The sequence below is a fragment of the Mycetohabitans sp. B46 genome (assembly GCF_037389205.1).
In the GTDB taxonomy this organism is placed as follows: Bacteria; Pseudomonadota; Gammaproteobacteria; order Burkholderiales; family Burkholderiaceae; genus Mycetohabitans.
The window spans coordinates 82,195-106,139 of sequence record NZ_JADBGL010000004.1; the positions used below are offsets into that span (position 1 = coordinate 82,195).

Sequence of the window (23,945 nt, forward strand, 5' to 3'; positions counted from 1 at the left end):
GGCGCGCGCTCAGTATGATTGCCGCTCGAGCTTAATTTCTTGCAGAATCGTCGTCGCGATCTCCTCGATTGATTTGTGCGTCGATGACAGCCATTTGATGCCCTCGCGGCGCATCAGCGCCTCGGCCTCGTTGACCTCGTAGCGGCAATTCTCCAGCGCAGCGTATTTGCTGCCTGGACGGCGTTCGTTGCGGATCTCGGCGAGCCGCTGTGGATCGATTGACAGCCCGAAGATCTTGTTGAGATGGGCATACAATGGCGTGGGCAGCTTGCCGCGCTCGAAGTCTTCCGGGATCAGCGGGTAATTGGCCGCCTTCACACCGTACTGCATCGCTAGATAAAGGCTAGTGGGCGTTTTGCCGCTGCGCGACACGCCGACCAGGATCACATCCGCATCCTGCAGGTTGCGGTTGCTCTGACCATCGTCATGTGCGAGCGAGAAATTGATCGCCTCGATCCGGTTCTTGTACTCCTCGGTATCGGCAGCCTGGTGGCCACGGCCGATCGCGTGGGTCGATTGGGTTTGCAATTCCTGCTCTAGCGGCTCAATGAAGGTCTGGAACATGTCCATGACCAGCGCATTCGAGTGTTTGACGATCTCGTTTGAATGGCTATCGACGAGCGTCGTGAAGACGACCGGGCGGCGTCCGTCCAGCGTGGCCGCCTCGTTGATTTTCTGGACCGTGGCGTAAGCCTTCTCCGACGAGTTGATGAATGGCACGCGCACGAGGCGGAATTTTTGGTCGAATTGGGACAGGATCGAATGCGCGAATGTTTCCGCAGTGATGCCGGTGCCATCGGAGACGATGAATACAGTCGGTGCAGGCATGATGCTTGTCTAGTAGAGCGCCGCGCGGGCAGGCTCGGATTTCCGTCGGTTAAAGGGACTGAGCGGGGATTCTGGAGTTTTTTTGCAGCGTAGCACGGTAGAATAGCGGCAACCTGTTTGACAAGCAATTGCAGGTAAGGCAACCCTCGCGGCGCCTGCGATGGCTTGTCAAACAGGTTGCGCGAGGTGCGTTGCGGCTTCCAATGGAGCCGCGCGCACGGGCCCCACTCGCGTATGCCGAAAATTTTCTACCACTTAGGGGCTTTCATGTCTAACGCAGCACATAACGGAGCATACGTCCTACCGTTCGAAGCACTACGAATGACAGACGTCGACTCGGTCGGCGGAAAAAATGCATCGCTGGGCGAGATGATCAGCCAACTGGCTGCGGCAGGCGTTCGCGTGCCGACCGGTTTCGCGACGACTGCGCACGCGTTCCGCGAATTCCTCGCGCATAATGACTTGACCGGACGAATCGCCAAGCGCCTTGAGACGCTCGATGTCGATGACGTAAAGGCGCTGGCCGAGGCCGGCAAGGACATCCGTCAGTGGATCGTTGACGCGCCGCTGCAACCGCGCCTGGAGGCGGAGATCCGCGAGCAGTTCAACAAGCTGCAGGCCTCCTCGCCCCAGGAGTTGTCGTTTGCGGTGCGCTCGTCGGCCACGGCCGAAGACTTGCCTGATGCGTCGTTTGCCGGCCAGCAGGAGTCGTATCTGAACGTCGTGGGCATCGACGACGTGCTAGATCGTATCAAGCACGTGTTCGCGTCGCTGTACAACGATCGCGCGATTTCGTATCGCGTGCACAAGGGCTTCACGCACGCCGAAGTGGCGTTGTCCGCCGGCGTGCAGCGGATGGTGCGCTCGGATGTCGGTGCGGCTGGCGTAATGTTCACGCTGGATACCGAATCGGGCTTTCGCGATGCCGTGTTCATCACCTCCAGCTACGGACTGGGCGAGACCGTGGTGCAGGGCGCGGTGAACCCGGACGAATTCTACGTGTTCAAGACGACGCTCGCGCAGGGACGGTATCCGATCATCCGCCGCTCGATTGGCTCCAAGCTGATTAAGATGGAGTTCACGCAGCCGGGCGAGTCGGGCCGCGTGAAGACGGTTGACGTGTCGGCGGAGCAGCGCAATCGCTATTCGATTACCGATGAGGATGTGATCCAGCTTGCCAAGTACGCGGTGATCATCGAGAACCACTACCAGCGTCCGATGGACATCGAGTGGGGCAAGGACGGCCGCGATGGCACGTTGTTCATCCTGCAGGCGCGCCCCGAGACGGTGAAGAGCCAGGCGGCCGGCAAGATTGAGCAGCGCTTCAAGCTGAAGGGCCAGTCGCAGGTGCTTGCGACCGGTCGGGCAATCGGTCAGAAGATTGGTGCCGGTCCGGTGCGCGTGATCCACGATCCTTCCGAGATGGAGCGTGTGCAGCCGGGTGATGTGCTGGTGGCGGACATGACCGATCCGAACTGGGAGCCGGTGATGAAGCGCGCGTCGGCGATCGTCACGAACCGGGGCGGCCGTACCTGCCACGCGGCGATCATCGCGCGCGAGCTTGGCGTGCCGGCCGTGGTCGGCTGCGGTGACGCGACCGACGTGCTGAAGGACGGTGCGCTGGTGACAGTATCGTGCGCGGAGGGCGACGAGGGCAAGATCTACGACGGGCTGCTTGAGACCGAGGTGACCGAGGTGCAGCGCGGCGCGTTGCCCAAAATTCCGGTCAAGATCATGATGAACGTGGGTAATCCGCAACTCGCATTCGACTTCGCGCAATTGCCGAACGCCGGTGTCGGGCTGGCGCGGCTCGAGTTCATCATCAACAACAATATCGGCGTGCATCCGAAGGCGATTCTCGACTATCCAAATATCGATCAGGATTTGAAGAAAGCCGTAGAGAGCGTGGCGCGCGGTCACGCATCACCGCGTGCGTTCTACGTCGACAAGCTGACCGAGGGGGTTGCGACGATTGCCGCGGCGTTCTATCCGAAGCCGGTGATTTTGCGGTTGTCGGACTTCAAGTCGAACGAGTACAAGAAGCTGATCGGCGGTTCGCGCTACGAGCCGGACGAGGAAAACCCGATGCTCGGCTTCCGGGGGGCATCGCGCTACATCGCCGACGAGTTCGCCGCCGCGTTCGAAATGGAGTGCCGTGCGCTCAAGCGCGTGCGTGACGAGATGGGCCTAACCAACGTCGAGATCATGGTGCCATTCGTGCGTACGCTGGGTCAGGCCAAGCGGGTGGTCGAGCTGCTCGCCCAATTTGGGCTCAAGCGCGGCGATAACGGCTTGCGACTGATCATGATGTGCGAGGTGCCGTCCAACGCGATCCTGGCCGAGCAGTTCCTGGCGTATTTCGACGGCTTCTCGATCGGCTCGAACGATTTGACGCAACTGACGCTAGGCCTGGACCGGGACTCGGGCATGGAATGGCTCGCCCAGGACTTCGACGAGCGCGATCCGGCAGTGTGCTTCATGCTGTCGCGCGCGATCGAGACTTGCCTGCGGTTGGGCAAGTATGTCGGCATTTGCGGCCAGGGCCCGTCGGACCATCCGGATTTTGCTGCGTGGCTGACGAAGGAAGGTATTGCTTCGATCTCGCTGAATCCGGATACGGTGATCGAGACTTGGCAGGCGCTCGCGCAGGCGGACGGCGCGAAGGCGGCATGACACCGCGTCCGCTGGCGGGCCGGACGATGCGCTGGCCGCCAGAAACCGGGCGCTGACGCGCGGCCGGCTCGCGGCGCGAGCGGGCTTCGTGCTATAAGACACCTCGGTGACGGCACCGGGGTGTTTTTTTATTGAGGGGATCGCGATGGCAGGTTCGGGACTCATTTGGTGGATCGCGACCGGTGCGCTGTTGGTAGTCGAGCTGACGACCGGCACGTTCTACCTATTGATGATTGCGCTGGGCTGTGCGGCGGGCGGTGTTGCGCACGAAATCGGCATGCCGGTGGCCGCACAGCTTGCGCTGGCTGCACTGGTGGCGCTGGCCGCCGTGACAGTGCTGCGGCGTTCTCGCTACGGTCATCGGCAGCGCCGCGACGTGCGGGACGCCGATGTGCTACTGGACATTGGCCAGACGGTGTGCGTCGAACGTTGGGAGAACGGCCGGGCACGCGTCAACTATCGCGGTGCGCAATGGGATGTCGAGCTTCAACCCGGCGAGAGCGAGCATGCGCACTGGTATCTGATTCGCCAGGTGCGCGACAACCGGCTCATCGTCGCCGCCCGACCGGCCGCTCGCCCTTCTTCCACAGCCTGATGGGATACTACGTCATGGAACTTTCGATTGTCGCACTGGTTTTGTTCGTCGTCGTGGTGGTGATCGCGACGCAATGCGTGAAGATCACGCCTCAGCAGCATGCCTGGGTGCTCGAGCGGCTCGGCCGCTATCACGCGACGCTGACGCCGGGCCTGAACATCGTGCTGCCGTTCGTCGATCGCGTCGCGTACAAGCATTCGCTCAAGGAGATTCCGCTCGACGTGCCGTCGCAGGTCTGCATCACACGCGACAACACGCAACTGCAGGTCGATGGCGTACTGTACTTTCAGGTCACCGATCCGATGAAGGCCTCGTACGGCTCGGCGAACTACGTGATGGCGATCACGCAGCTTGCGCAGACGACGTTACGCTCGGTCATTGGCAAGATGGAGCTGGACAAGACGTTCGAGGAGCGCGACCTGATCAACCATAGCATCGTGTCGGCGCTCGATGATGCGGCAGCGAACTGGGGCGTGAAGGTGCTGCGCTATGAAATCAAGGATCTGACGCCGCCCAATGAAATCTTGCGTGCGATGCAGGCGCAGATTACAGCCGAGCGGGAGAAGCGGGCACTGATCGCTGCGTCCGAGGGCCGCAAGCAGGAGCAGATCAACCTGGCGTCCGGCGCGCGCGAGGCGGCGATCCAGCAATCCGAAGGGGAGAAGCAGGCCGCGATCAACCAGGCCCAGGGGCAGGCTGCCGCCATCCTCGCTGTGGCCGACGCGAATGCGCAAGCGATCCAGAAAATCGCCGATGCCATTCAGTCGCGTGGCGGCATGGATGCGGTGAATCTGAAGGTTGCCGAACAATATGTCAGTGCTTTTGGCAACCTGGCCAAGCAAGGCAATACACTGATTGTCCCGGCCAATTTGGCCGACATGAGCACGATGATCGCCTCCGCGCTGAGTATCGTGCACGCCAAGCGTGACGTGTAGCCGAAACAGCGTGTTGGCCAGGCCGCCAGGCGCACGCGTCGGTTCGTAGTGGTCAGCGACATGTGCCCCAGATTGTCGCGTACCGTTCATGACTTGCGGCGGAAACTTGTGACCAATCAGGCAGTGAGCCTCGCGTCCATACTATCGGAATCCAGCAGGGCTCGACGGACCATGGCTGGAGGTTGGTAGCGATGCGCGCTACGGGGCCGGCACTCATTGTAAAACTGACGCCAACGTTTGATGAGTACGTGAACAATCTTGGCGATGCCATTGAACGCACACTGAGCCGCTGCCAGCGGCCTATCCGCGAAGTTGCACGCTCACTCGATCACGAGGACGCTTCTCTCACATTGCCCGCGATCAAATCGAATTTGCCCGGTGTGGCAGCAAACATCGCGCGCAAAGGAGCAACAAGCGTAGCGGCGCGAAGCGCGGCTCGCACGCTATGGGACGATCATGCGCCACCATCAAAGTGGGATGGCAATACGCGCGATTGCGCGTATCACGGCATTGGATCGGCGTACGGTGCGGCATGAGATCAATGCCGGTGGGTTCCCTGGGTGGGCGCAACGGCTGCTAACCGCCAGCAAGTTGGATCCCTATCGGGCGTATCTTGCCCAGCGCTGGCGTGAAGGCTGCTAGAACGCGGCGAGGTTGTATGGGGAAATCGTGGGCCAAGGGTTCAACGGCGGTTGCGGCATCGTACGCCAAGCCCTTCAGCCTTGGCGACAAGGCTGTGCAATCACGCAGCAGCTGCGTACTGCTGTGTCACGAGCAGTGCCCTCCACTCGCCGCGTAGGCTGCTGGTTAATGGGTCGGGGCACGGCGTCGCTCACCGACGACAACAAGCGGCACATCGAGCACTTTGTTCAACGACTCGGCGAGCAAAATCCACAGATTGTGGCGATCCGGCGGCTGTCGCTCGAGTTCACCGACATAGTCAAGCGCCGCGCACATCAAGCGTTGGCAAGCTGGCTGCGCCAAGCGCAGGCCAGCGGTGTACCAGAAATGCAGCGGTTTGCAACAGGCATTGGCCACGACTACGATGCCGTACATGCTGCACTACTCACACCCTACAGCAACGGTATCGTCGAGGGCCATGTCAATCGGCTCAAGTTCCTCAAGCGCCAAATGTATGGCCGCGCCGGCTTCCAACTGCTTCGTATTCGCGTGCTGAATCGGTGCTGACTTGTGACGTGAAACTTCACACAAAGTGCGGAAGAGCCACTTCTAAGTTGCTGTTGACAGTATCAAATTTGGTAGAAATTAGGTTGCCCACTTTACACCCTCATGAACAGACGGGAGTGGGGCAACGCTTACGGCTGATCGACAAGCTATAAGCTGATGTATTTAGGCTACGAGCCCGGTGTGCGCGGGCCGGCCAGAACGGGCTTGGCTCACAATGGCCCCGGTAGGCATAGCGGAGATCAAGTTGAGCGCGTGAATGGCGGTAGGCTGCCTGCACAGCGTGATTGTATGCGGCAAGCGCATCGGGGTTGCCGGCCATACATTCTCGGATGGCGTGGGCCGCCGCGAGAGCTGAGCCAAAAGCCTGGTTCAGCCCTTGGCCGCACAATGGGTCGAAGGCCGTTGCCGCGTCGCCGACTGCCAGCCAGCTATCTGCCGCGCAGCAGTCCAGCCGCGCGCTAGACGCGTCCATGACAGATATTTTCGACGTGGCCGTGGAAGCCAGTCCAGGGTACAGATATTTGAGAAGCCGCCGCAAGGTACGCTCCAGCGCATCCGGCCGGCCTACACTATCAAGCGGGTCGGCCACCATCGCCACACGTGTGTCATCGGCTGGGCCGTCAGTACAATACCACCACCCATGAGGGGTCACAGTCATGCGCAGGTATGGGTCACGCTGGGGCGCATGACGTTTCAGGCCGTGCTGTGGCCGCAATGAGCTTGTCGTCGACGATGCGGTGGGCGACAGCACGTAGCTAGAGGTGTTGCGTGTCCCACTTGCCAGAACGGCTCCATCTAGCCAATGGCAGCCATTGATCAGCGCCAGGCGTTTGAGCGCTGCCACCAATCGCGGCGAATCTATTGCCCAGCCGCAGACATCGCGCAGGCCGTGGTCTGCGCGATCGAAACCCACCGAGGGCCAGTGCGCGATCACGCCGTCGCACTGCGCTGCAATCCCTGCTGATGTTGCAAATAGAGAGGTCAGATCAAGCGCATTCAGTACCTGGTTCGCTTCGGGTCCCATTACCTCGCCGGCCTTTCGGCTGTCATGACCGGCGATCACGGTGACGGCGAAGCCCCAGCCGGCTAGGATCCGCGCAACTGTGGCGCCCGCCGGCCCGCCGCCGGCGAGATGGCCACGTCACACGTTTGCGTGCTGTTGCCGCTCATATCTTGCCGCGGTGGTAACTTCGGCGGGGTGGCCGATTTTGCTCCGGTTGAGTCAGGCCTATTGCCTTGACGGCTGACGGAGTCGGCGAGGCAAGCCGCTCGATCGCGGCGCAAAATTTCCATTCTCCAGTGGATCGTTAAACTGCGGTTGACCAGCATGGTGATTTGATAAATTTCACGTGACTTTCAAAAAATTTTTTAAAAACAAACTTTTATTGAGGGCTTGTGAAAACAAGGGTGTTCAACGTAACTAAAACTACCTCTGAGTGATCCTATCGAAGACTTGTATTTATTAAGAATAATTTTTATGGTTTGTCCTTAGCTAATGACGGCAATGCACTCTCGGTACGATCCACCATAGGATTTAGCGCTTGAGTTGTCGCATAAGTGTCCGGATCGGTAGCGAAGCTAGTAATCACTGCGGCCTGCTTTTTCGCCGTGGAGGACGAACCGAGAAAGAACTCCTTGGCACCCAAGACCATTGCAATGAGCACGCCCTCGATATTGCCGAGCACGCCAAAAGCAAGCGGCTCAACCGGTATGCGGGAAAACAACAGCCAGAAGTGCGCGCCAATCACCAAAAACAAGGCGCCTGTATACAAATAAGCGAGGTTATACGGGGTGCGGTCTTGCGCAGTTAGTGCCATCTGTCGAGCATTGGCGCGGTCGGCTGCGTTTGCCTTTGCCGTTTCAATGTTGGCGGTGATGTGGGCCTTCTCCAACTCAACGGCGATACGCTGCAACTCGACTTGGCTCTCAACGATCGATTCCTGAAACCGGTAGGCAAGTTCAGGATTGGCTTGGATGGCAGCCAACGCCTGTTCTGGCGTGCTGGTGCCGGTGACTGTTTGAGCAATGGTGACCACTTTCTGCGCAACCTGTTCGGCTCGACTACCGCCGATCAACTGTGCGATTTGCGGCGCAAACTGCGCAAGAGCAAGAACAATTGGTAACATGATTAAGCTCCGGCTACCCTCAAATTAGTGGCGATTCGCCGTGCCCAGCCACGCCCAAAGCTGGGCCACGTTTGCAACGCGGTTAAATAGGCTAGACGCGCGGCCACAAAACGCAGAATAAATAGCTCCGGGTCAACCGTTTGCACTGCGGTGATCGTCTTGGGTCCGAGTTTGCCGTCGGCAAGCGCGCCGCTGGCTTGCTGCATCCAAATGACAACAGGGCCACCGTTGTAATTGGCATCTAAGATTTGAAACGCAACATGCGCGTTATAGCTGTCGCAGTGCAGCGGATCCCAGTAAAGCGCCTTGGCAATGTGCTTGGCTGTCTCACGCGGCAAATCTTGCATGGGGCCGGTATAGCCTCCCGCGAGTGCCACCCGTTGGATGATGCCCCACATGGTTTCACCGCCAGGATCTTGAGGGTGATTGGAATAACCCCCTTCATTGCCAATGAGCTGCTCAAAGGCGTCATCAAAAGTACTCATACTGGTCCACAAAAGTAACATTCATTCATCTGACACAAGAAGCGATTCAAACAGCATAATAAAATCACGTCCGTCAATTTTATAAATCTGTTTGCAACCTTGTGAACTTGCCTAGTTGTTCAGGTTTATGGCACTACACAACGCGCAATTTGTCCGAAATTGTGATGCTAAACATTAACTACTGAAATTATAATATGCAAATTTGATAAAGCAATGATACGTAATGGTGCTAGCGCGAAGTCTGTCTGCATCAGCTGATACCTTCCAAAAAATGAAGCCTTGACTTCAATCTATACCACTCGATTTGGATGTCAAGTGCTAATGTTAGTTTTGTGAAGTAAAGCTAGCTAGAAAATTATGATGTTGAAGAAATGAAAAATTTTCATAGCGCAATGTTTTGTGAAAATTATACCGAATAAGACGATCTTTATAAAGCGAGGAGCCATACTCCACTATAATTAGGATTTCATGCGCGAGCAATGCAGGTTGCCGAATCCGGCTCTAAATAGAATAATCCACTACTCGGCTATCTCGAGGTTGATTTTGTCAAGCATTGCGATGGCAGCAAGATCGACAGCGACTTCGTGCATAGCACGGCGAATCACATTGCTCACTGCGCCAGCGCGTCGGCGTTGACCCGCGAACACCTGTTCCCGCACGTCACGCAGCAGCTGGTCAATGGCAGCGCTGCTGATCTGGTTTAGTCGTCGGCAAACCTGCTTCGATAGCCTCAGGTGAACTTGCTGTATCATTGAATTGCTCGGCGTTGGAATGAGCCCCTTCAGTCGTTTGTCGCAGATCCGATCGGCAGACTCTCTCACAGCGTGATCCGCGCGGCTCGCACCTGATTGTGATAGCGTGCGCTGCGCATCGGTCTTCGTGCTTGAAGACACAGCACACGGATAGCGTGCTTACGCTGATAAGCTCTCTTCTGAACAAACTCCTCTAGTACTTCGCGCTTCTCGTATCGCTCAGATCAGCGGTACCGCTTACCGGCTGCCTCAATCAATTCCGGTCATGTTCGCCTCATCATAAGTCGTCCCTACCAGCATTCTGACGGGTAACAAATTACATGAGGCAACAGGCTCCGCTTGGTAGCAAAAATCTTGATTCAATGCGCCTTCTGCTTGTCAAGGGTGCATCATGCCGGATTTTTTTAATTTTGAATGGCTCAATTTTTTAGGATAGCCTCATTGCACAGTTTGCAATGCTATATATTTCATATATGAAATATTTAGTCGTTTTCCTGGATAAATTTGGCGGTTTAGAAGACGAAAAATTACTTGGACTACTGGAAATTTAGTTCTATATTGGTTTTACCTTATAGATAGACTGTGTATCTGACAATGGGAGTTGATCCCAAGTGGGTATGGACCAGAAAAAACGAGGTGATTCGTCGGCAGCGGTAGCCGCCGTTTCATGAAAGCGATGTCTGGAGTGAACGCAATGACGAAGTTCCTTGACTTAGATGCAAGCCGCGTTGCCCTGATGCAGTGTACCTGCTTTCCTGTGCTTCTTTGCCTAAAATTTGTTACCTGTTCCGCAGGCTGTGACGCAATTGTGTCTTAAGTGCGTTGTCTATTTAGGCAGTGGCATGCATGACCGTCGGTATTGGTAGATTGCTGTTATTGTAGTCGTTTGTTTGAAATAGTGCATTCCTCTGTTGATGGTTGGCACCTTATCGAGTTGAGATGACGCGATAAGGGGATAAGCAATAAGACGATTTTGCAACGGAATTGACGGTCAGTAAAACAGCTATTGTCAATGACAAGGTACTTCTGCTGTGTTTGATCGATGTCAGCCTTAATGAGAGTAGGACAATGAAGAAAAAAGGTAGATTTGCTTCAAACGAGATTTTTCAATACACAAGCCTCTGCCTTCTACAATGCGGCGCGTTGCTTATCCAGGTGAATCAGTATGAATACATTTGACCGGCTTATTGGTAACGAGGGTGGTTATTCAGATCGCCGTCAGGATCCCGGCGGTGAAACGAGGTGGGGCGTGACCCGGCGCGCCGCGCTCGCGTGGGGCTATGCCGGCCCAATGTGGAATGTACCGCCTTAGGCAGCAAAGCAAATTGCCAAGGTATTTACTAGGATCCGCTGCGCTGCGACAGTTCTATGACGCGTGTATCGCTATTCCAAATGTTAGCGTCGATGTTTGCGCATATGTGGAAGTTAACCTGGTTAGTTTGGTCAAGCCATTTTGAAAAACTTCGAGCAATGTTTCTTTATTTTCCTACGACAAAAATACCATGAGCTACCTCAACCCATTGCGATTGCACTTTGCTGGCCAGTTTCAAGCCAACGTATCCACCGTCAACAATGATGCTGGACACTTCAATAATGCAACGTTTCTGCCGAGTTATCAAGAAATGCAAAGTCAAACAGCAGCCAATGGGTGGTGGAATCCGTCCGGCGATGCTGCGTGGCGGCTGCTCGGATGCAAGGTTACATCGGCCTGGTTGCCATCCGGATCCGTTGATTCCGATGACCCGGTCCGGAAATACCTGATTGCGGACTCAAACAGCAGAGTCAGCGCGAGACTGGTGGATTTGGACCCCTATCAGCAGTTGGTCTCTGAGATCTGGGGCTTGCAAATGCGTATCACTGACGTGAACGGCAATACGCTAATGTGCGGGAATTTTTCTCCTGCACCGTTCCTCGATATTTGGGACAGAGCTACCAACGAATCGCAAGGCGACCAGATTGCCGGCGCCATGTACCAATCTGTGCTGACCAACCTGGAATGGGGCGACGTATCGAACTCGAACTTCCTGACGGCTCTGAAGAATGCGAGTTCCACTCAACTGTCGATCAAATTTAACGTTGACGGCTTTAACATGGATTTTAAGTCAGCCGAATTCGCGTGCGGGCGTATCGTCGGCACAATTGGACCTTCGGAAAAGTCCGAACCGAGGAGCATAGTGATAGGTCGACAGTTCATGGCAGATGAGTCTTCGGAGAAAAGCCAATTTTTTAAACCTAAAGGCGGCATCAATTTTTTTCCGGCTCAGATTGTTAAAAAGAGCAATGACGCCGGCGCTATCTTTCTCGATCTGGGCAACGCGCTGAGCACATCCAAACCGGGCGGTGGGATAAACGACCTGGGCGATTTGACGCTCAGTGTATTAAAACCAGATGGCAACCCAGAGGTACTAGGTAGTGTCCTTTCAAAAGGTTCCAAGGGCTATACTGATGAAAACTGGTACCCCCTCACCGCCGGTGTGGTCGAGCTTCCCCTAACGCAAGCACAGATGTTAGCGGTGTCAGCGGCACCGTTGACTCTGAGCAGCAAAGACAAAAAATTCTCCATTAGTGAATGGAAGAGTGGGGTGTTTGTGCGTGCCGACCGCTTCGTCTATCGCATCAGTCCGGGCGCTCGGACGCAAATTCCCGTCTACGCTATTCAATGGGGGCGACCGCTTGCTGGCGTTAAGCTGAGCTTCGCGCCGGATTCGAGTGAACTGCAGCCAGACAACTCTATTGATCCATCGGACATACCGCCCGTTGCAACGCCGCTGACCGCGCTGCAGTTCGTCGATAGCGAAACGGGTGAGACAACACCGTTGTCAAAAGACTTCGTGGGGAACATCGTCACTAACAGCGAGGGAGTAGCGATACTGACACTGGACGCGAGCGATCCCGGTATGCCGCGCTGTTTTAAATCGGGCTGTAGTATTGACGGCCAAGTGTATGGCATCCGGCCTGCATTTGCGGATACACAGTACAACGGCCCATCGAATCAGTGGAACTTCATCAGCATTCTGCTATGGAGCGACTTTAAGCCAGCTCAACCGGTGACCTGGACCGATCTCCAACCCATTTTCCAACAGTACGCTAACTTGTACCCGATCATGAGCCGCTTTCTGAACATGGCTAACTATGATGAAGTGGTCAAAAACGCTTCTTTGCTCAAACTGGTATTCGGTCTGGACCCAACCGATCCGAACTACATGCCGGTAACGCGGGATTTATCCCCAGCCAAACGCGCCGCAATTCTGACATGGCTGGATAATCCTACGTTCGGGAGTGTCGCGCCCGCGCTCCCTTCTGCACAGGTGCTGAGCGCTGGCACGCAACCCGCCAATCCAATACAAGCTGGCGCCGAAGGCGGCAAAGCCGCTGCCAGCGCCCGTCGTTTGTCCTTACGCTGATCCGCCCAGTCCTACCACATTGAGAGGCTACGCAATGATTCTCCTTGAACAGCGCTCTATCCTGAAAGACCTGCAAACCGCTCAACCTGTGTCAGCGATATGCTCCGTCTTGCAGCGAGCAATTGAACTGGAACATGCGACAATTCCCCCTTACCTCTATGCGCTGTATTCGCTGGACGCATCAAAGAACAAGGAGATTGCCGATATTCTGCTGTCAGTGGTCATGGAAGAAATGTTACATATGACGCTGGCGTCGAATGTTCTCAACGCACTAGGTGGTAACCCAGATATCGGGCACCCCAATTTTATTCCCAAGTATCCCGGGCCATTACCGGGCGGCGTGCAAGGGGGGCTGGAAGTCCATCTTGCGCCGTTTTCACTGAAGCAACTCGACACTTTTTTAACTATTGAAGAACCGGAAACCCCCCTCGATTATCCAAGTTTAATGGCGCTTTTTGCTAAGCTTGGCAAGCCGGAGTTTTTCGCTGAACCCAGTCAACCAATAACGATTGGTCAATTCTATGAAATTATTAAAATTTTTATTGAGTTAATGGGTGATAGCGTGTTCGTTAAGCCGCCGCGTAATCAGGTTGGGCCGGACCTGATGAAAGGGTCAATTGTCGTCACGAATGTCAAGACGGCGAAGCTGGCGATTGAAACCATTATTCAGCAGGGCGAGGGTACTCGTAATTCACCTGACGAGCCCGGGGAAAATGGTTACGCGCATTATTACCGATTTATGCAAATCAAGAAGGGCAGGCAACTACTAAAAAATTCGTCTCCTCCCCCCCCTTATTCCTACTCGGGTAATCTAATACAGTTCGATCCTCAGGGTGTCTATAATGTTCCGACTGACCCGAAAGCTGCTAATTATCCACCGGGTTCAGCGCAGCAACTGGCTTGCAATAACTTCAATTATGCTTATACCAATCTATTAACGGCCCTGAACAAACTGGTTAACGGTCATGCCACACCCGAGCAATTCAATATTGCGATCGGTTTAATGATGTCGCTGAAAGGCCAAGCTAAAAACATGATGGCCGGTATTCCCAACCCTGAAGTGGTGACCGGCCCGAGCTTCGAATATCAGTTGGTGGATCCCGGCAATGGGATCTAACCGATCACCTCGAAGTCAAGTGAGCGGGTGTGGTGGCAAGACGGTGTGATCATCATTGCTCAAAACGCCTGCCCTTTCTGTCCATTGCTTAATGGTAGGCAAGTGGGAATAATTCGTGTGGATGGAGGTGTGACCAAATTTTTTGTAAGGGGGGTGCACCGCTTCACGGTAAGGCGCGTTTCTTTTCCAGGTTACCAGTATGAGAACTTTCAAAGACATGTTTGAACAACTTATTGGTAATGAGGGTGGTTATTTGGAATGGCGACAGCCAGCCAGAGCAGGTAGTTCAGAAAGTAGTCAATATTGCTCGAACCGTCATGGGGGTGCTCACATGCTTGGCATTGAGCTGAAAAACTAAATGGCTTGAAACGGTAGTCAAGATTTCAAATTTATAGTGGCAAACGTAATTTGTCACTGCGGCCTGCTGAGTTGAGAAAAAACTGCTTTGGATTTTAGCGTTTTGTCCCTTGCCAAAGAGGAATCGCCATGCAATGTCTGTCGGAATCCATGAAAGAAGACGGACCAGTTGACGAGAATTCGTCTGTCCATGCCGTCGATACCGATAGCGTGATGCAACGTTTCAATGTACCGTTTGAATATCCCGTGTATTTCACCCGCGGTGTATTTAGTGACCCACACAATCTGACGTTGCAACGAGCAATCTGCCGGCTGGAACCGCACCGGCGCCACCGCTTCGTTGCCGTGGTCGATGCCGGCCTGGCTAATGCCAATCCCGCTATCGTCCAGGCTTTACAGGCATATGCGTTGCGTCATGCAGACACGCTTGAATTGGTTGACGCGCCGCGTGTGTTGGCTGGCGGGGAGCAACTCAAGCACGAGCCAGACGCGGTGCGCGCGTTACAACAATGGTTGCACGATCAGCACATCGACCGTCATGCTTGTGTGGTAACGGTCGGTGGCGGCGCGGTGCTGGACGCGGTCGGATACGCGGCAGCCACGACGCATCGCGGCGTGCGGCTGATCCGGTTGCCCACGACAGTTTTAGCTCAGAATGACGCGGGCATCGGTGTTAAAACGGCTATTAACGCTTTTGGAGTAAAAAACTTCTTGGGCACCTTCACCCCACCGTTTGCGGTAATCAATGACTTTGACTTTATCGCGACGCTGCCTGCACGGCATTGCATCGCGGGCATGGCCGAAGCGGTTAAAGTCGCTGCAATCCGTGATCGGACCTTCTTCGATTGGCTGACGGCCCATGCCAGTGCGCTTGCGAATTTCGAGCCGAACGCGATGCAATGGATGATTCGCCGTTGCGCCGAGCTACACTTGCAGCATATCAGTCAAGGCGGTGACCCATTCGAATCGGGCAGTGCACGCCCGCTTGATTTTGGGCACTGGGCAGCGCACAAATTGGAGACCCTAAGCGCCCATACGCTCGTGCACGGTGAAGCCGTCGCGATTGGCCTCGCACTCGATACCCGTTATGCAGTGGCCATAGGTTTGTTAGAAAAGCCTGTATTGGCTGCAATGTACACGTTGCTGGGCCATCTGGGGTTCCGTTTGTGGCACGACGCGCTCGATGCACGCGATCAATCTGGGCGGCGACAGGTGCTGGAAGGGCTCACTGAGTTCCGTGAACATTTGGGCGGCGAGTTGACCGTCACATTAATTAAAAAAATCGGGCAAAGCGTGGAAGTTCACACCATTGACGAGTGCGAAGCCAATGCAGCCATCGACTGGTTACAAGAGCAAGATAGACATCGTTTGCACATTGAGAGAAAGGAGGTTTATCATGAAATGGTATAAGCTTAAAACTCATAGCGCAAAACTACACGAGCTATGGTCTCAATCGGCTTTGGTGTTGCTGCTAACTTTAGCATGCATGGCCTCAGCGTCAGGTACAGGCAAACCTTATAATCAGGTCTTCCTCAATCCGACGGGTGACGTTTGCGAGAGTCGGAAAGATAAAGAAATCTGCGAACGGCATATTTATCCCACAAACGGAGTGCATAACGAAAAAGGTTGCAATACGCCCGGTTCAGAATGTGATTACAGTCATCAAACTGGGCGACCTCAACCAGAGCCGGAATTCCCTGAGTATTGGACTAGCGATTGGACCATGTATCGGGTGTTCAAAAACTATGACACATTTTCACCGCCATACGACGATCCTCCAAGAAATCTAAAGCCCATCGAAGACTATGAAATTTCAAGCGGCTGGACAGTCTACGATTCGACTTACATACCGACAGACAAGGATGGGCAAGGCGCGATGATGGAGCATTATGACAAGCGATGCTTGCCGATTTTTCCGCATGATAATAAATACACCTGTTCTTTTGTATCGCTAGGTAATAAAGCCTATTTTCTTACTTACGTTGAGGACCGACCTCAGGGCATGCTGGAAATTTGTCAGTTTTCGCTAGACAATCATCCGCCGAGGCGCGATTTTATTAAGCATTTGCCTTACGATCCTAAGCAAAGTCAGCATCTTGAAGGCAAGATTCAAGCTTACTCAATAATCGTGCCTAGCGATATTTTGTTTGGCTATGCTTTCTGGGGGGACAAATTCGTTACGGATTATAAAAAATATAAAGTGCCGCAATCTTTCTTTTTCTCGGGAGACCGGAGTGTCCCATACCCTAACGCCCCCATTGTCAGTCAAAACTTCAAAAATTTCAAAGTTGAAAAACCAGGAGAAGAAGTTTGGCAAAAAGTCAAAGCGAAGCTAAGAGATAATCCTCATCCGCCATGGTGCTGTCTTTTTGCAACCGACTGTACGGACGGCAAGAAAAGCGAACCGCAAATGCCGGCTAAGTCAGCGAAGACACGTTGAAAGACTGAACCAACCCACCCTGGCGCGGTTTCGTTAATCGCGAGACCGCGCAACCGGATGACCCTATGGATCGGACCGATATCGGAAAACCTCATGCGTTGTGTTTGGATGCCATGCCACCCTCCCAACGGGCCCATTTGACTTATTGCACCAATGTTCATCCTGCACAAAGCTGGTCTGAAGTGCGTGCCACATTGGGCCACTATCTGCCCCAGATCAAGGCGCGCGTCTCGCCCCACGCACCGTTTGGTGTTGGATTGTGGCTGTCCGAGCGGGCGGCTCGCGAACTGGACGACTCTATCGCGCTTGCACAATTTAAAGCTTTCTTGCAAACGCATGATTTATATGTGTTCACGCTCAACGGATTTCCCTTTGGTCATTTTCACCAGCAATCTGTTAAAGATGCGGTCTATCTGCCGGATTGGCGCGATCCGCGGCGGCTTGAATACAGCAATCGACTGGCTCGCCTGCTGGCTCAACTCTTACCCGCCGATCAAGATATCGAAGGCAGTATCAGCACCGTTGCCGGGGGATTCAAACCGCATCTCGCTGACGATCCTCAGTGCCGGTCCGTGATGGCTAAGCAACTGCTTGAGCATGCAGTGATGCTGCATCGGCTACATCAGGAAACAGGGCGATGTATCACGCTGGCGCTAGAGCCTGAGCCGTGTTGTCTGTTGGAAACCACAACCGAAACCATTACGTTTTTTGAGGAATATCTGCTCAGCGCCACCGCGACTGAGCACATTGCAGCCTCATGCGCACTAGACGACGCTGCGGCGCTCGCGTTGATCCGACGTCATCTAGGCGTGTGCATTGACACGTGCCACGCCGCTGTCGAGTTCGAAGATCCAAACGATATGATAAGCCGCTTCAGGCACGCGGGGATCCGCATCGCCAAGTTACAACTCAGTGCCGGGCTGCGCGTCCCTCGCCCGTGTGCATCGCATGCACGCGCGCTGCAGCCATTCGCCGAACAGGTGTATTTACATCAAGTGATTGAGCGCCGTACAGCCGAAACCAACACTGAGCTACAGCGCATGATTGATTTGCCTGATGCACTTAGTGTCCTCAATACTGTTTCCTCGGTTTATGAAAACACCGATATCGAATGCGAATGGCGCATTCATTTTCATGTGCCTGTATGGGCCGACACCGTAGGACCATTCGAGAGCACGCAACCCTTCTTAAAAACTATGCTGGCAATGCAACGTGACAAGCAAATTTCGACACACCTGGAAGTGGAAACTTATACGTGGCATGCGTTACCGGCTGTCTATCAGCCGCATCATACCGAACGTACTCAGTCGAATGGCAGCCTTATCGAAGCGATCTCGCATGAGTTGCAATGGGTCCAGGAGCAGCTGAAATGATCACATGGCATGTCGCTTTACGTCTGGGGCGCGTTTCCAACCTGCCCACTGTCTGGAGCAATGTCATTGCTGGTGCGGTACTTACTGGCCAGTCCATCCACCCTCTCACTTTGCTATGCTTGTTATTAGCGATGTCGCTGATTTACACCGCTGGTATGTTTCTCAATGACGTATGCGATCGAGCGATCGACGTGATTGAGCGACCAGAGCGACCGATTCCTGCGGGTCAAATCAGTGTTTCGACGGTATCGGTCAGTAGCTTGGCGATGCTCGGTGCGGGCGTACTATTGCTCGCCTCACAAGGAAATGGTGCTTTTGCCAGCGGTATCATTTTGGCGCATTTGGTTGTGCTTTATAACTTGTATCATAAAGCTAACCCATTGAGCCCGTTGATTATGGGCCTGTGCCGAATGCTGGTTTATATTACCAGTGCATTAGCTTTCACAAACGGCACCTTGTCCCAACCCGCATGGCAAAGCTCGGTTATTTTATTTGCTTACACAGCGGGCCTAACCTACGCTGCCAAGCAGCAGTTCACCAGCCCAATGATTCGTTTTGTGCCCGTGATTGGACTCGCGGCGCCGCTGGTGTATGCATTAATGAGTTTGCCGATCGATCGATGGGCATGGGGCTATCTAGGGGCGTTTGCGGTTTGGACAATATGGCATCTTCAGCGTGCGGCCTTTCGCGCTAAGACGTGCGATTTGCGCAGCGCGACAGGCGAACTGATCGCTGGCATGGCATTAATTGACGCATTACTGATTGCGATTCATGGCGCGCCAAGCTGGGCAGCGGCAAGCACGGTCGCTTTTTTGCTGACAGTTTTATGGCAGCGGCGTATTGCAGGCAACTAAGTTCCAATCAATCTATGCTCAGTTAGCCTTATCGCCAACCTAATATTAAATTTGGTTATGACAATCGTGAATACGCTTTATGCGGGTTTACTCCAAGTCACCGAAGCCTGCTCTGCGGAGGATAAGGCAGATCGTGCAAAAAATTGGCTGGCTCGCTGTCAACAGATCATCACAAGGCCTGCCTCATGCAGTGATGATCTCGAGCACAGTGTCGAGCATCATTTCGCAATAGCACAGCGCCGACTTGCGGGTCTGCCGTCGTTACCCGCTAAGACGCTTGATACATTGCGCGGAGCCGGCGTCATTGCGCCGCAGCAATGGAGTATAGGTGATTTTGGCCGAGCGCTGATCCTCTTACATACCTTGTCGTTGCGGCCCAGTGCTGAATATCCCAGATTTGTCACGCGTCTCTATCGACGTGGCGATAATACTGAACAGCAGGCAATACTGCGCAGTTTAATCTTATTGCCCGAACCGCAGCGATGGGTATCGATTGCCGCGGAGGGTTGCCGTAGCAATGTAGCGATTGTCTTTGAAGCGATCGCTTGCGACAATGCGTATCCCGAACGTTTCCTCTGCGATTTGAATTTTAATCAACTTGTCTTGAAGGCTCTCTTTACCGGCACGTCAATTCGCCGCATTGCTGGACTCAATAAAAGACTCACTCCCACACTAAAACGCATGGTTGCCGATTACGCCAGTGAACGGCGCGCAGCAAAACGTCAGATTTCTGACGACCTTAACTTTCTTCTGCGAGGTATTGAACATGAAAATGTTTGACCCCCATATCCATATGACCTCACGCACCACGGACGATTACCAGGCGATGAGCAACGCAGGAATTACGGTCGTGGTAGAGCCGGCTTTCTGGATGGGGCAGCCGCGCACGCATGTCGGCACGTTTGAAGACTATTTCTTATCTTTATTGGGCTGGGAACGTTTTCGGGCCGGCCAGTTTGGAATCCGCCACTTTTGCACGCTGGGTTTGAACCCTAAAGAAACCAATAATCCGGATATTGCCGATGGCGTAATCGCGTTGCTTGAGCGCTATCTTGATAAAGATGGCGTGGTGGCAGTGGGCGAAGTCGGATTCGACGATGAAACACCGGCCGAAGCCCATTATTTTGCTCGTCAAATTGAGTTGGCAATCGAACATGACCTGCCTGTGCTGGTGCATACGCCTCATCGAAATAAAAGAGCTGGCACCATTCGCACTCTCGCGCTCATTCGCGAAAGCGGCATTGCCCAAGAGCGGGTATTGATTGATCACAACACGGAAGAAACACTACCGCTGGTGCTCGACTCAGGTTGCTGGGCCGGACATTCAATTTACCCGCACACCAAGATGGATGAGGCGCGTATGGTCGCGCTGGTTAAGCAGTATGGCAGTGAGCGCATCATCATGAATAGCGCAGCGGACTGGGGCGTTAGCGATCCGTTGAAAGTGCCTAAAACTGCATCGGCCATGCGTGATGCGGGCATCGCCGAGCATGAAATCGAAACGATCGTTTGGCACAATCCGCTTGCTTTTTTCGCACAAAGCGCACGGCTTGATATCGCGGAGGCTGAAGCGCCGCTGCTGATCGATCAGCGCCACAACTGGGAGGGCAATTCAGTGCTACGCGGACAAACTCCGCACGTCACCACCATTGAGTAACCGATGTCGAGAATCGGTGCAGTCGGGCGATCTCGTGATCGTCGTCAGCAAGTCACCCAGCCATTGATACGCTAACTTAAGCAAGGTGCTGCTATGCAACGCGTGATCGTCCTGAATGTGGTGGGGCTAAGCAGCCAGCTACTAAACCATGCGCCTCACTTATCCGCTTTGGCCAAGCGCGGCGCAATGCGCCCTTTAATCACTGTGACACCGGCCTTGACCTGCCCGGTCCAAGCCACACTACTGACCGGACGCTTGCCGCAACAGCATGGCTGCGTCGCTAACGGTTGGTATTCACGGGAATTGGCCGAACCGCTGTTCTGGAAGCAAAACAATGGACTCATCGAAGGAGACAAGGTTTGGCACGAAGCCAAAGCGCGCAATCCAGACTTCAGTTGTGCGCAGCTATTTTGGTGGTTCAATATGTATGCGGATGTGGATTGGAGCGTCACGCCACGGCCGATTTATAAGGCAGATGGCCGCAAGATCCCCGACTTCTATACGCAACCGGCCGCCTTGCATTCGGAATTGCTATGGCAATTGGGCGAATTCCCGCTATTCCAATTTTGGGGGCCAGCGGCTGGCCTTGCGTCAAGCCGGTGGATCACGGACTGCGCGCTGTACGTGTGTGACACCCGGCAGCCCACATTGACGCTGGTGTACCTGCCACATTTGGACTACTGCTTGCAAAAGCTTGGGCCAACTCATCCGGCTATTGCTCGAGAAGTCGCTGCGGTGGATGCGCTGTGCGGTGAGCTCATCGCGTACGCGGACAACCACGGCATGCACGTCATCGCTTTGTCGGAATACGGAATCACGCCGGTATCGGGCGATATTCCAATTAATCGTGCATTGCGTCAGGCCGGCTGGCTGGCGGTACGTGATGAACAAGGGGAAGAGAAGCTCGATTGCGGCGCGTCTGCGGCGTTTGCGCTGGCTGATCATCAAGTCGCCCATGTCTATATCCGGCATAACGCGCTAATCGATGAAGTCAAGGCGCTGTTGCAGCGCTTGGACGGCGTCGGAACGGTATTGGACAGGGCAGGCCAGCATCGCATAGGACTGGATCATCCACGTGCTGGTGAACTGGTGGCCATCAGCCAGGCTGATCGTTGGTTCAGCTACTATTATTGGCTCGATGACGCGCGTGCGCCTGATTTTGCGCGCACAGTGGATATTCATCGCAAACCGGGCTATGACCCACTAGAGTTATTCATCGACCCCGAGCGGGTCCTTCCTCGCTTGCAAATTGGTTGGAAACTTTTTAAACGGCAATTGGGCATGCGTAGCCTGCTTGATGTGATTCCATTGAACCCGCTGCTGGTAAAGGGCTCTCACGGGCGCCCAACCGACGATATTGAACAAGGCCCAGTTCTCATCAGTTCACATGCCGATAAGTTGCCCGCCGAGCCCGTGAAGGCCGAATCAGTACGCAGTATTATTTTGCATCACATCTTCGACAAGTAGTCAAACGCATCAATTCCGTCACAATAACTAATTGGCTAACATACCGGGCAGCACGTGGCTCACCGCTCGCGCATCGACAATTTAGGATAACATTGTTCATGATCGAAGCTTTGCTCGTTTGCGCTAGCAGCGTTGCCCTTGCCGAAATCGGTGATAAAACGCAACTGCTGTCTTTCGCGCTCGCCGCACGCTATCGCCAACCTTGGCCAATTGTGTTTGGCATGCTGGCTGCCACCCTGGTGAACCATACTGGAGCGAGCGCGCTCGGCCAATGGCTGCTATCAGTGCTCACTCCGTCGGCAATGCGCTGGGCACTCGCACTGTCATTCATCGCGATGGGCGTATGGGTACTGGTTCCTGGCAAGCTGCGCACGCAACAGGTGCAGCCTACGCATACGAAGCTTGGAATCTTCGGCACTACATTGCTGACGTTTTTTTTCGCAGAAATGGGCGATAAGACTCAAATCGCAACTGTGGCATTGGCCGCCCGGTTCCACGATCTGCCTAGCGTCATTATCGGCACCACGCTAGGTATGATGTGTGCGAACATGCCAGTTATTTTTCTTGGTAAATGTCTTGCACATCGGCTGCCGGTAACCGCTGTGCGTACGACCGCCGCAGTCATGTTCATCGTGTTGGGGGGACTTGCGGCCTGTGGTGTCGGTGTCATTCAGACCTGCACGTTAACACCGATCATCGCTGCGGTAAGCCAGGGCCTGGATACGTCGATTGGCGAGCGAAGTAACAAATTGTCGGGTGGTGAACGACAACGTGTGAGGCTGGTTCGCGCCTTATTGCGCAATAGCCCCTGACTGTTGCTGGACGAACCGACTGCCGCACTCGATGCGCGCACCGAGGCCGATATCTTCAAGCATCTCTATGAGCGTTATCGCCACACCACACGGCTCGTGATTGCCCGCCGGCTCGCCGCGATTCAGCATGCGGACCTCATCTTGGTTATGCAGGGGGGGGCGGTCGTGGAAACTGGCACGCATCGTAGTTTGCTGCCGCAGCAGGGTGTTTATGCCAATCTTTGGTATAAACAAACCCATGTGTCCGCACACAGATCTGACTCTGTCAACTTGGCAGAAACCAGCGATCCGTAGAGGTGATAGAAAGGTTCGGGGAGCATGCAACAGCCAACTGATTTCCCGATGAACAAACACCTGATGTTGCTTAATGGCGGCAAGTTTGACATCGAGCGAAACTGTAACGGCGAAGCGGCCACCACCAACGGCTTTCTGCTTCGTCGGTGCCGGATCTATCCAACGACACCGGGCGGTTACATCGTCGCGCCGGGCTGCTGCAACAGAACTTGCTTCGGTGGCCATGGATAGGAGCCCGTTGCCCGGGACCTCGGGTCGCAGCATACTGATTATGCAGTTAATAATCATTTGCCTATCAATACACGCTCTTTGCCGGGTCCATATGCGGTAGCACCCAGCGGCGAACCTATTCGAGTAGCGCAGCGTCAGACCATGCTGACTTTGACACAAAGTGATGCAGCGATTGGTGTCGCGCACCGACGCGATCCGGCTCCGGGTGCGCCGCCAGCGGCTCGACGCTCTTGCGCCTGAGCGACGGCTCTAATCCCTTGCAATAGCCAGTCAGCCCAACGCGGCGATCACTGTGCCCCAGCGCGGTGCATAGATGCTCCAGGTGCTCGTCAAACAATGTTTCCCAAGCCATCGCTT

At 54.5% G+C, this 23,945-nt stretch carries 20 protein-coding genes and 3 pseudogenes; 18 read left to right on the plus strand and 5 right to left on the minus strand.

Features of this window, described 5'->3' with window-relative positions; translation table 11 throughout:
* Positions 1-9: 9 nt before the first annotated feature.
* On the minus strand, positions 10-828 hold the full coding sequence (gene ppsR / locus IHE30_RS05785) for a posphoenolpyruvate synthetase regulatory kinase/phosphorylase PpsR (protein WP_337689467.1): 819 nt from the start codon (positions 826-828) through the stop codon (positions 10-12).
* Between the two features lie 267 nt (positions 829-1,095).
* Here ppsR and ppsA point away from each other — a divergent pair, with 267 nt between their 5' ends.
* The 3 genes from ppsA (at position 1,096) to IHE30_RS05800 (ending at position 5,031) form a co-directional block, all read left to right on the plus strand.
* Positions 1,096-3,501 (plus strand): phosphoenolpyruvate synthase, encoded by a 2,406-nt coding sequence (ppsA, locus tag IHE30_RS05790; protein WP_337689468.1) that lies wholly within the window; start codon positions 1,096-1,098, stop codon positions 3,499-3,501.
* A 145-nt stretch (positions 3,502-3,646) separates the two neighbouring features.
* Positions 3,647-4,096: an NfeD family protein gene (locus IHE30_RS05795; protein WP_337689469.1), complete on the plus strand. Its 450-nt coding sequence runs from the start codon at positions 3,647-3,649 to the stop codon at positions 4,094-4,096.
* A gap of 14 nt (positions 4,097-4,110) precedes the next feature.
* Complete coding sequence (locus IHE30_RS05800) at positions 4,111-5,031, plus strand: SPFH domain-containing protein (RefSeq protein ID WP_337689470.1); 921 nt, start codon at positions 4,111-4,113, stop codon at positions 5,029-5,031.
* Positions 5,032-5,147: 116 nt separating this feature from the next.
* On the opposite strand, the pseudogene IHE30_RS05805 reads toward IHE30_RS05800, so the two are convergent.
* A pseudogene (locus IHE30_RS05805) lies at positions 5,148-5,279 on the minus strand (IS3-like element ISBcen23 family transposase); the annotation flags it as partial.
* A 208-nt stretch (positions 5,280-5,487) separates the two neighbouring features.
* Here IHE30_RS05805 and IHE30_RS05810 point away from each other — a divergent pair.
* A complete protein-coding gene (locus IHE30_RS05810) occupies positions 5,488-5,673 on the plus strand; it encodes a hypothetical protein (RefSeq protein WP_337689471.1) in 186 nt (61 codons plus the stop codon).
* 168 nt (positions 5,674-5,841) lie between these two features.
* Positions 5,842-6,219, plus strand: a complete 378-nt coding sequence (locus tag IHE30_RS05815) for a transposase (RefSeq protein ID WP_337689472.1) — start codon at positions 5,842-5,844, stop codon at positions 6,217-6,219.
* Positions 6,220-7,694: 1,475 nt separating this feature from the next.
* On the opposite strand, the gene IHE30_RS05820 is transcribed toward IHE30_RS05815, so the two are convergent.
* Complete coding sequence (locus IHE30_RS05820; protein ID WP_337689473.1) at positions 7,695-8,345, minus strand: hypothetical protein; 651 nt, start codon at positions 8,343-8,345, stop codon at positions 7,695-7,697.
* A 2-nt stretch (positions 8,346-8,347) separates the two neighbouring features.
* Entirely contained in the window at positions 8,348-8,830 is a 483-nt protein-coding gene (locus tag IHE30_RS05825; RefSeq protein ID WP_337689474.1) for a glycoside hydrolase family 108 protein, read from the minus strand.
* A 1,917-nt stretch (positions 8,831-10,747) separates the two neighbouring features.
* Between IHE30_RS05825 and IHE30_RS05830 the strand changes: the two genes are divergently transcribed.
* The 13 genes and pseudogenes from IHE30_RS05830 (at position 10,748) to IHE30_RS05890 (ending at position 23,588) form a co-directional block, all read left to right on the plus strand.
* Positions 10,748-10,894, plus strand: coding sequence for a glycosyl hydrolase 108 family protein (locus tag IHE30_RS05830; RefSeq protein WP_337689475.1), 147 nt, complete (start codon positions 10,748-10,750; stop codon positions 10,892-10,894).
* A 190-nt stretch (positions 10,895-11,084) separates the two neighbouring features.
* On the plus strand, positions 11,085-12,986 hold the full coding sequence (locus IHE30_RS05835; protein ID WP_337689476.1) for a hypothetical protein: 1,902 nt from the start codon (positions 11,085-11,087) through the stop codon (positions 12,984-12,986).
* Between the two features lie 34 nt (positions 12,987-13,020).
* Positions 13,021-14,103, plus strand: a complete 1,083-nt coding sequence (locus tag IHE30_RS05840; protein ID WP_337689477.1) for a ferritin-like domain-containing protein — start codon at positions 13,021-13,023, stop codon at positions 14,101-14,103.
* A gap of 507 nt (positions 14,104-14,610) precedes the next feature.
* Positions 14,611-15,870: a 3-dehydroquinate synthase gene (locus IHE30_RS05845; RefSeq protein WP_337689478.1), complete on the plus strand. Its 1,260-nt coding sequence runs from the start codon at positions 14,611-14,613 to the stop codon at positions 15,868-15,870.
* On the plus strand, positions 15,857-16,900 hold the full coding sequence (locus tag IHE30_RS05850; protein ID WP_337689479.1) for a hypothetical protein: 1,044 nt from the start codon (positions 15,857-15,859) through the stop codon (positions 16,898-16,900). The genes IHE30_RS05845 and IHE30_RS05850 overlap by 14 nt, the downstream gene beginning before the upstream one ends.
* Positions 16,901-16,965: 65 nt before the next feature.
* Positions 16,966-18,273: a metabolite traffic protein EboE gene (eboE, locus tag IHE30_RS05855; RefSeq protein ID WP_337689480.1), complete on the plus strand. Its 1,308-nt coding sequence runs from the start codon at positions 16,966-16,968 to the stop codon at positions 18,271-18,273.
* On the plus strand, positions 18,270-19,127 hold the full coding sequence (locus tag IHE30_RS05860) for a UbiA family prenyltransferase (RefSeq protein WP_337689481.1): 858 nt from the start codon (positions 18,270-18,272) through the stop codon (positions 19,125-19,127). Before eboE ends, IHE30_RS05860 begins: the two co-directional genes overlap by 4 nt.
* Before the next feature lie 66 nt (positions 19,128-19,193).
* Entirely contained in the window at positions 19,194-19,907 is a 714-nt protein-coding gene (locus IHE30_RS05865) for an EboA domain-containing protein (protein ID WP_337689482.1), read from the plus strand.
* Positions 19,894-20,784 (plus strand): TatD family hydrolase, encoded by an 891-nt coding sequence (locus IHE30_RS05870; protein WP_337689483.1) that lies wholly within the window; start codon positions 19,894-19,896, stop codon positions 20,782-20,784. Before IHE30_RS05865 ends, IHE30_RS05870 begins: the two co-directional genes overlap by 14 nt.
* Positions 20,785-20,877: 93 nt before the next feature.
* Positions 20,878-22,251 carry an alkaline phosphatase family protein gene (locus tag IHE30_RS05875; RefSeq protein WP_337689484.1) on the plus strand — a complete coding sequence of 458 codons (1,374 nt, stop codon included), beginning with the start codon at positions 20,878-20,880 and terminating at the stop codon, positions 22,249-22,251.
* Between the two features lie 98 nt (positions 22,252-22,349).
* Positions 22,350-22,919 (plus strand): annotated as a pseudogene (locus tag IHE30_RS05880) (TMEM165/GDT1 family protein); the annotation flags it as partial.
* Between the two features lie 147 nt (positions 22,920-23,066).
* Positions 23,067-23,357, plus strand: coding sequence for a hypothetical protein (locus IHE30_RS05885; protein ID WP_337689485.1), 291 nt, complete (start codon positions 23,067-23,069; stop codon positions 23,355-23,357).
* 48 nt (positions 23,358-23,405) lie between these two features.
* Complete coding sequence (locus IHE30_RS05890) at positions 23,406-23,588, plus strand: hypothetical protein (RefSeq protein WP_337689486.1); 183 nt, start codon at positions 23,406-23,408, stop codon at positions 23,586-23,588.
* A 118-nt stretch (positions 23,589-23,706) separates the two neighbouring features.
* On the opposite strand, the pseudogene IHE30_RS05895 reads toward IHE30_RS05890, so the two are convergent.
* Positions 23,707-23,940 (minus strand): annotated as a pseudogene (locus tag IHE30_RS05895) (transposase); the annotation flags it as partial.
* Positions 23,941-23,945 lie beyond the last annotated feature (5 nt).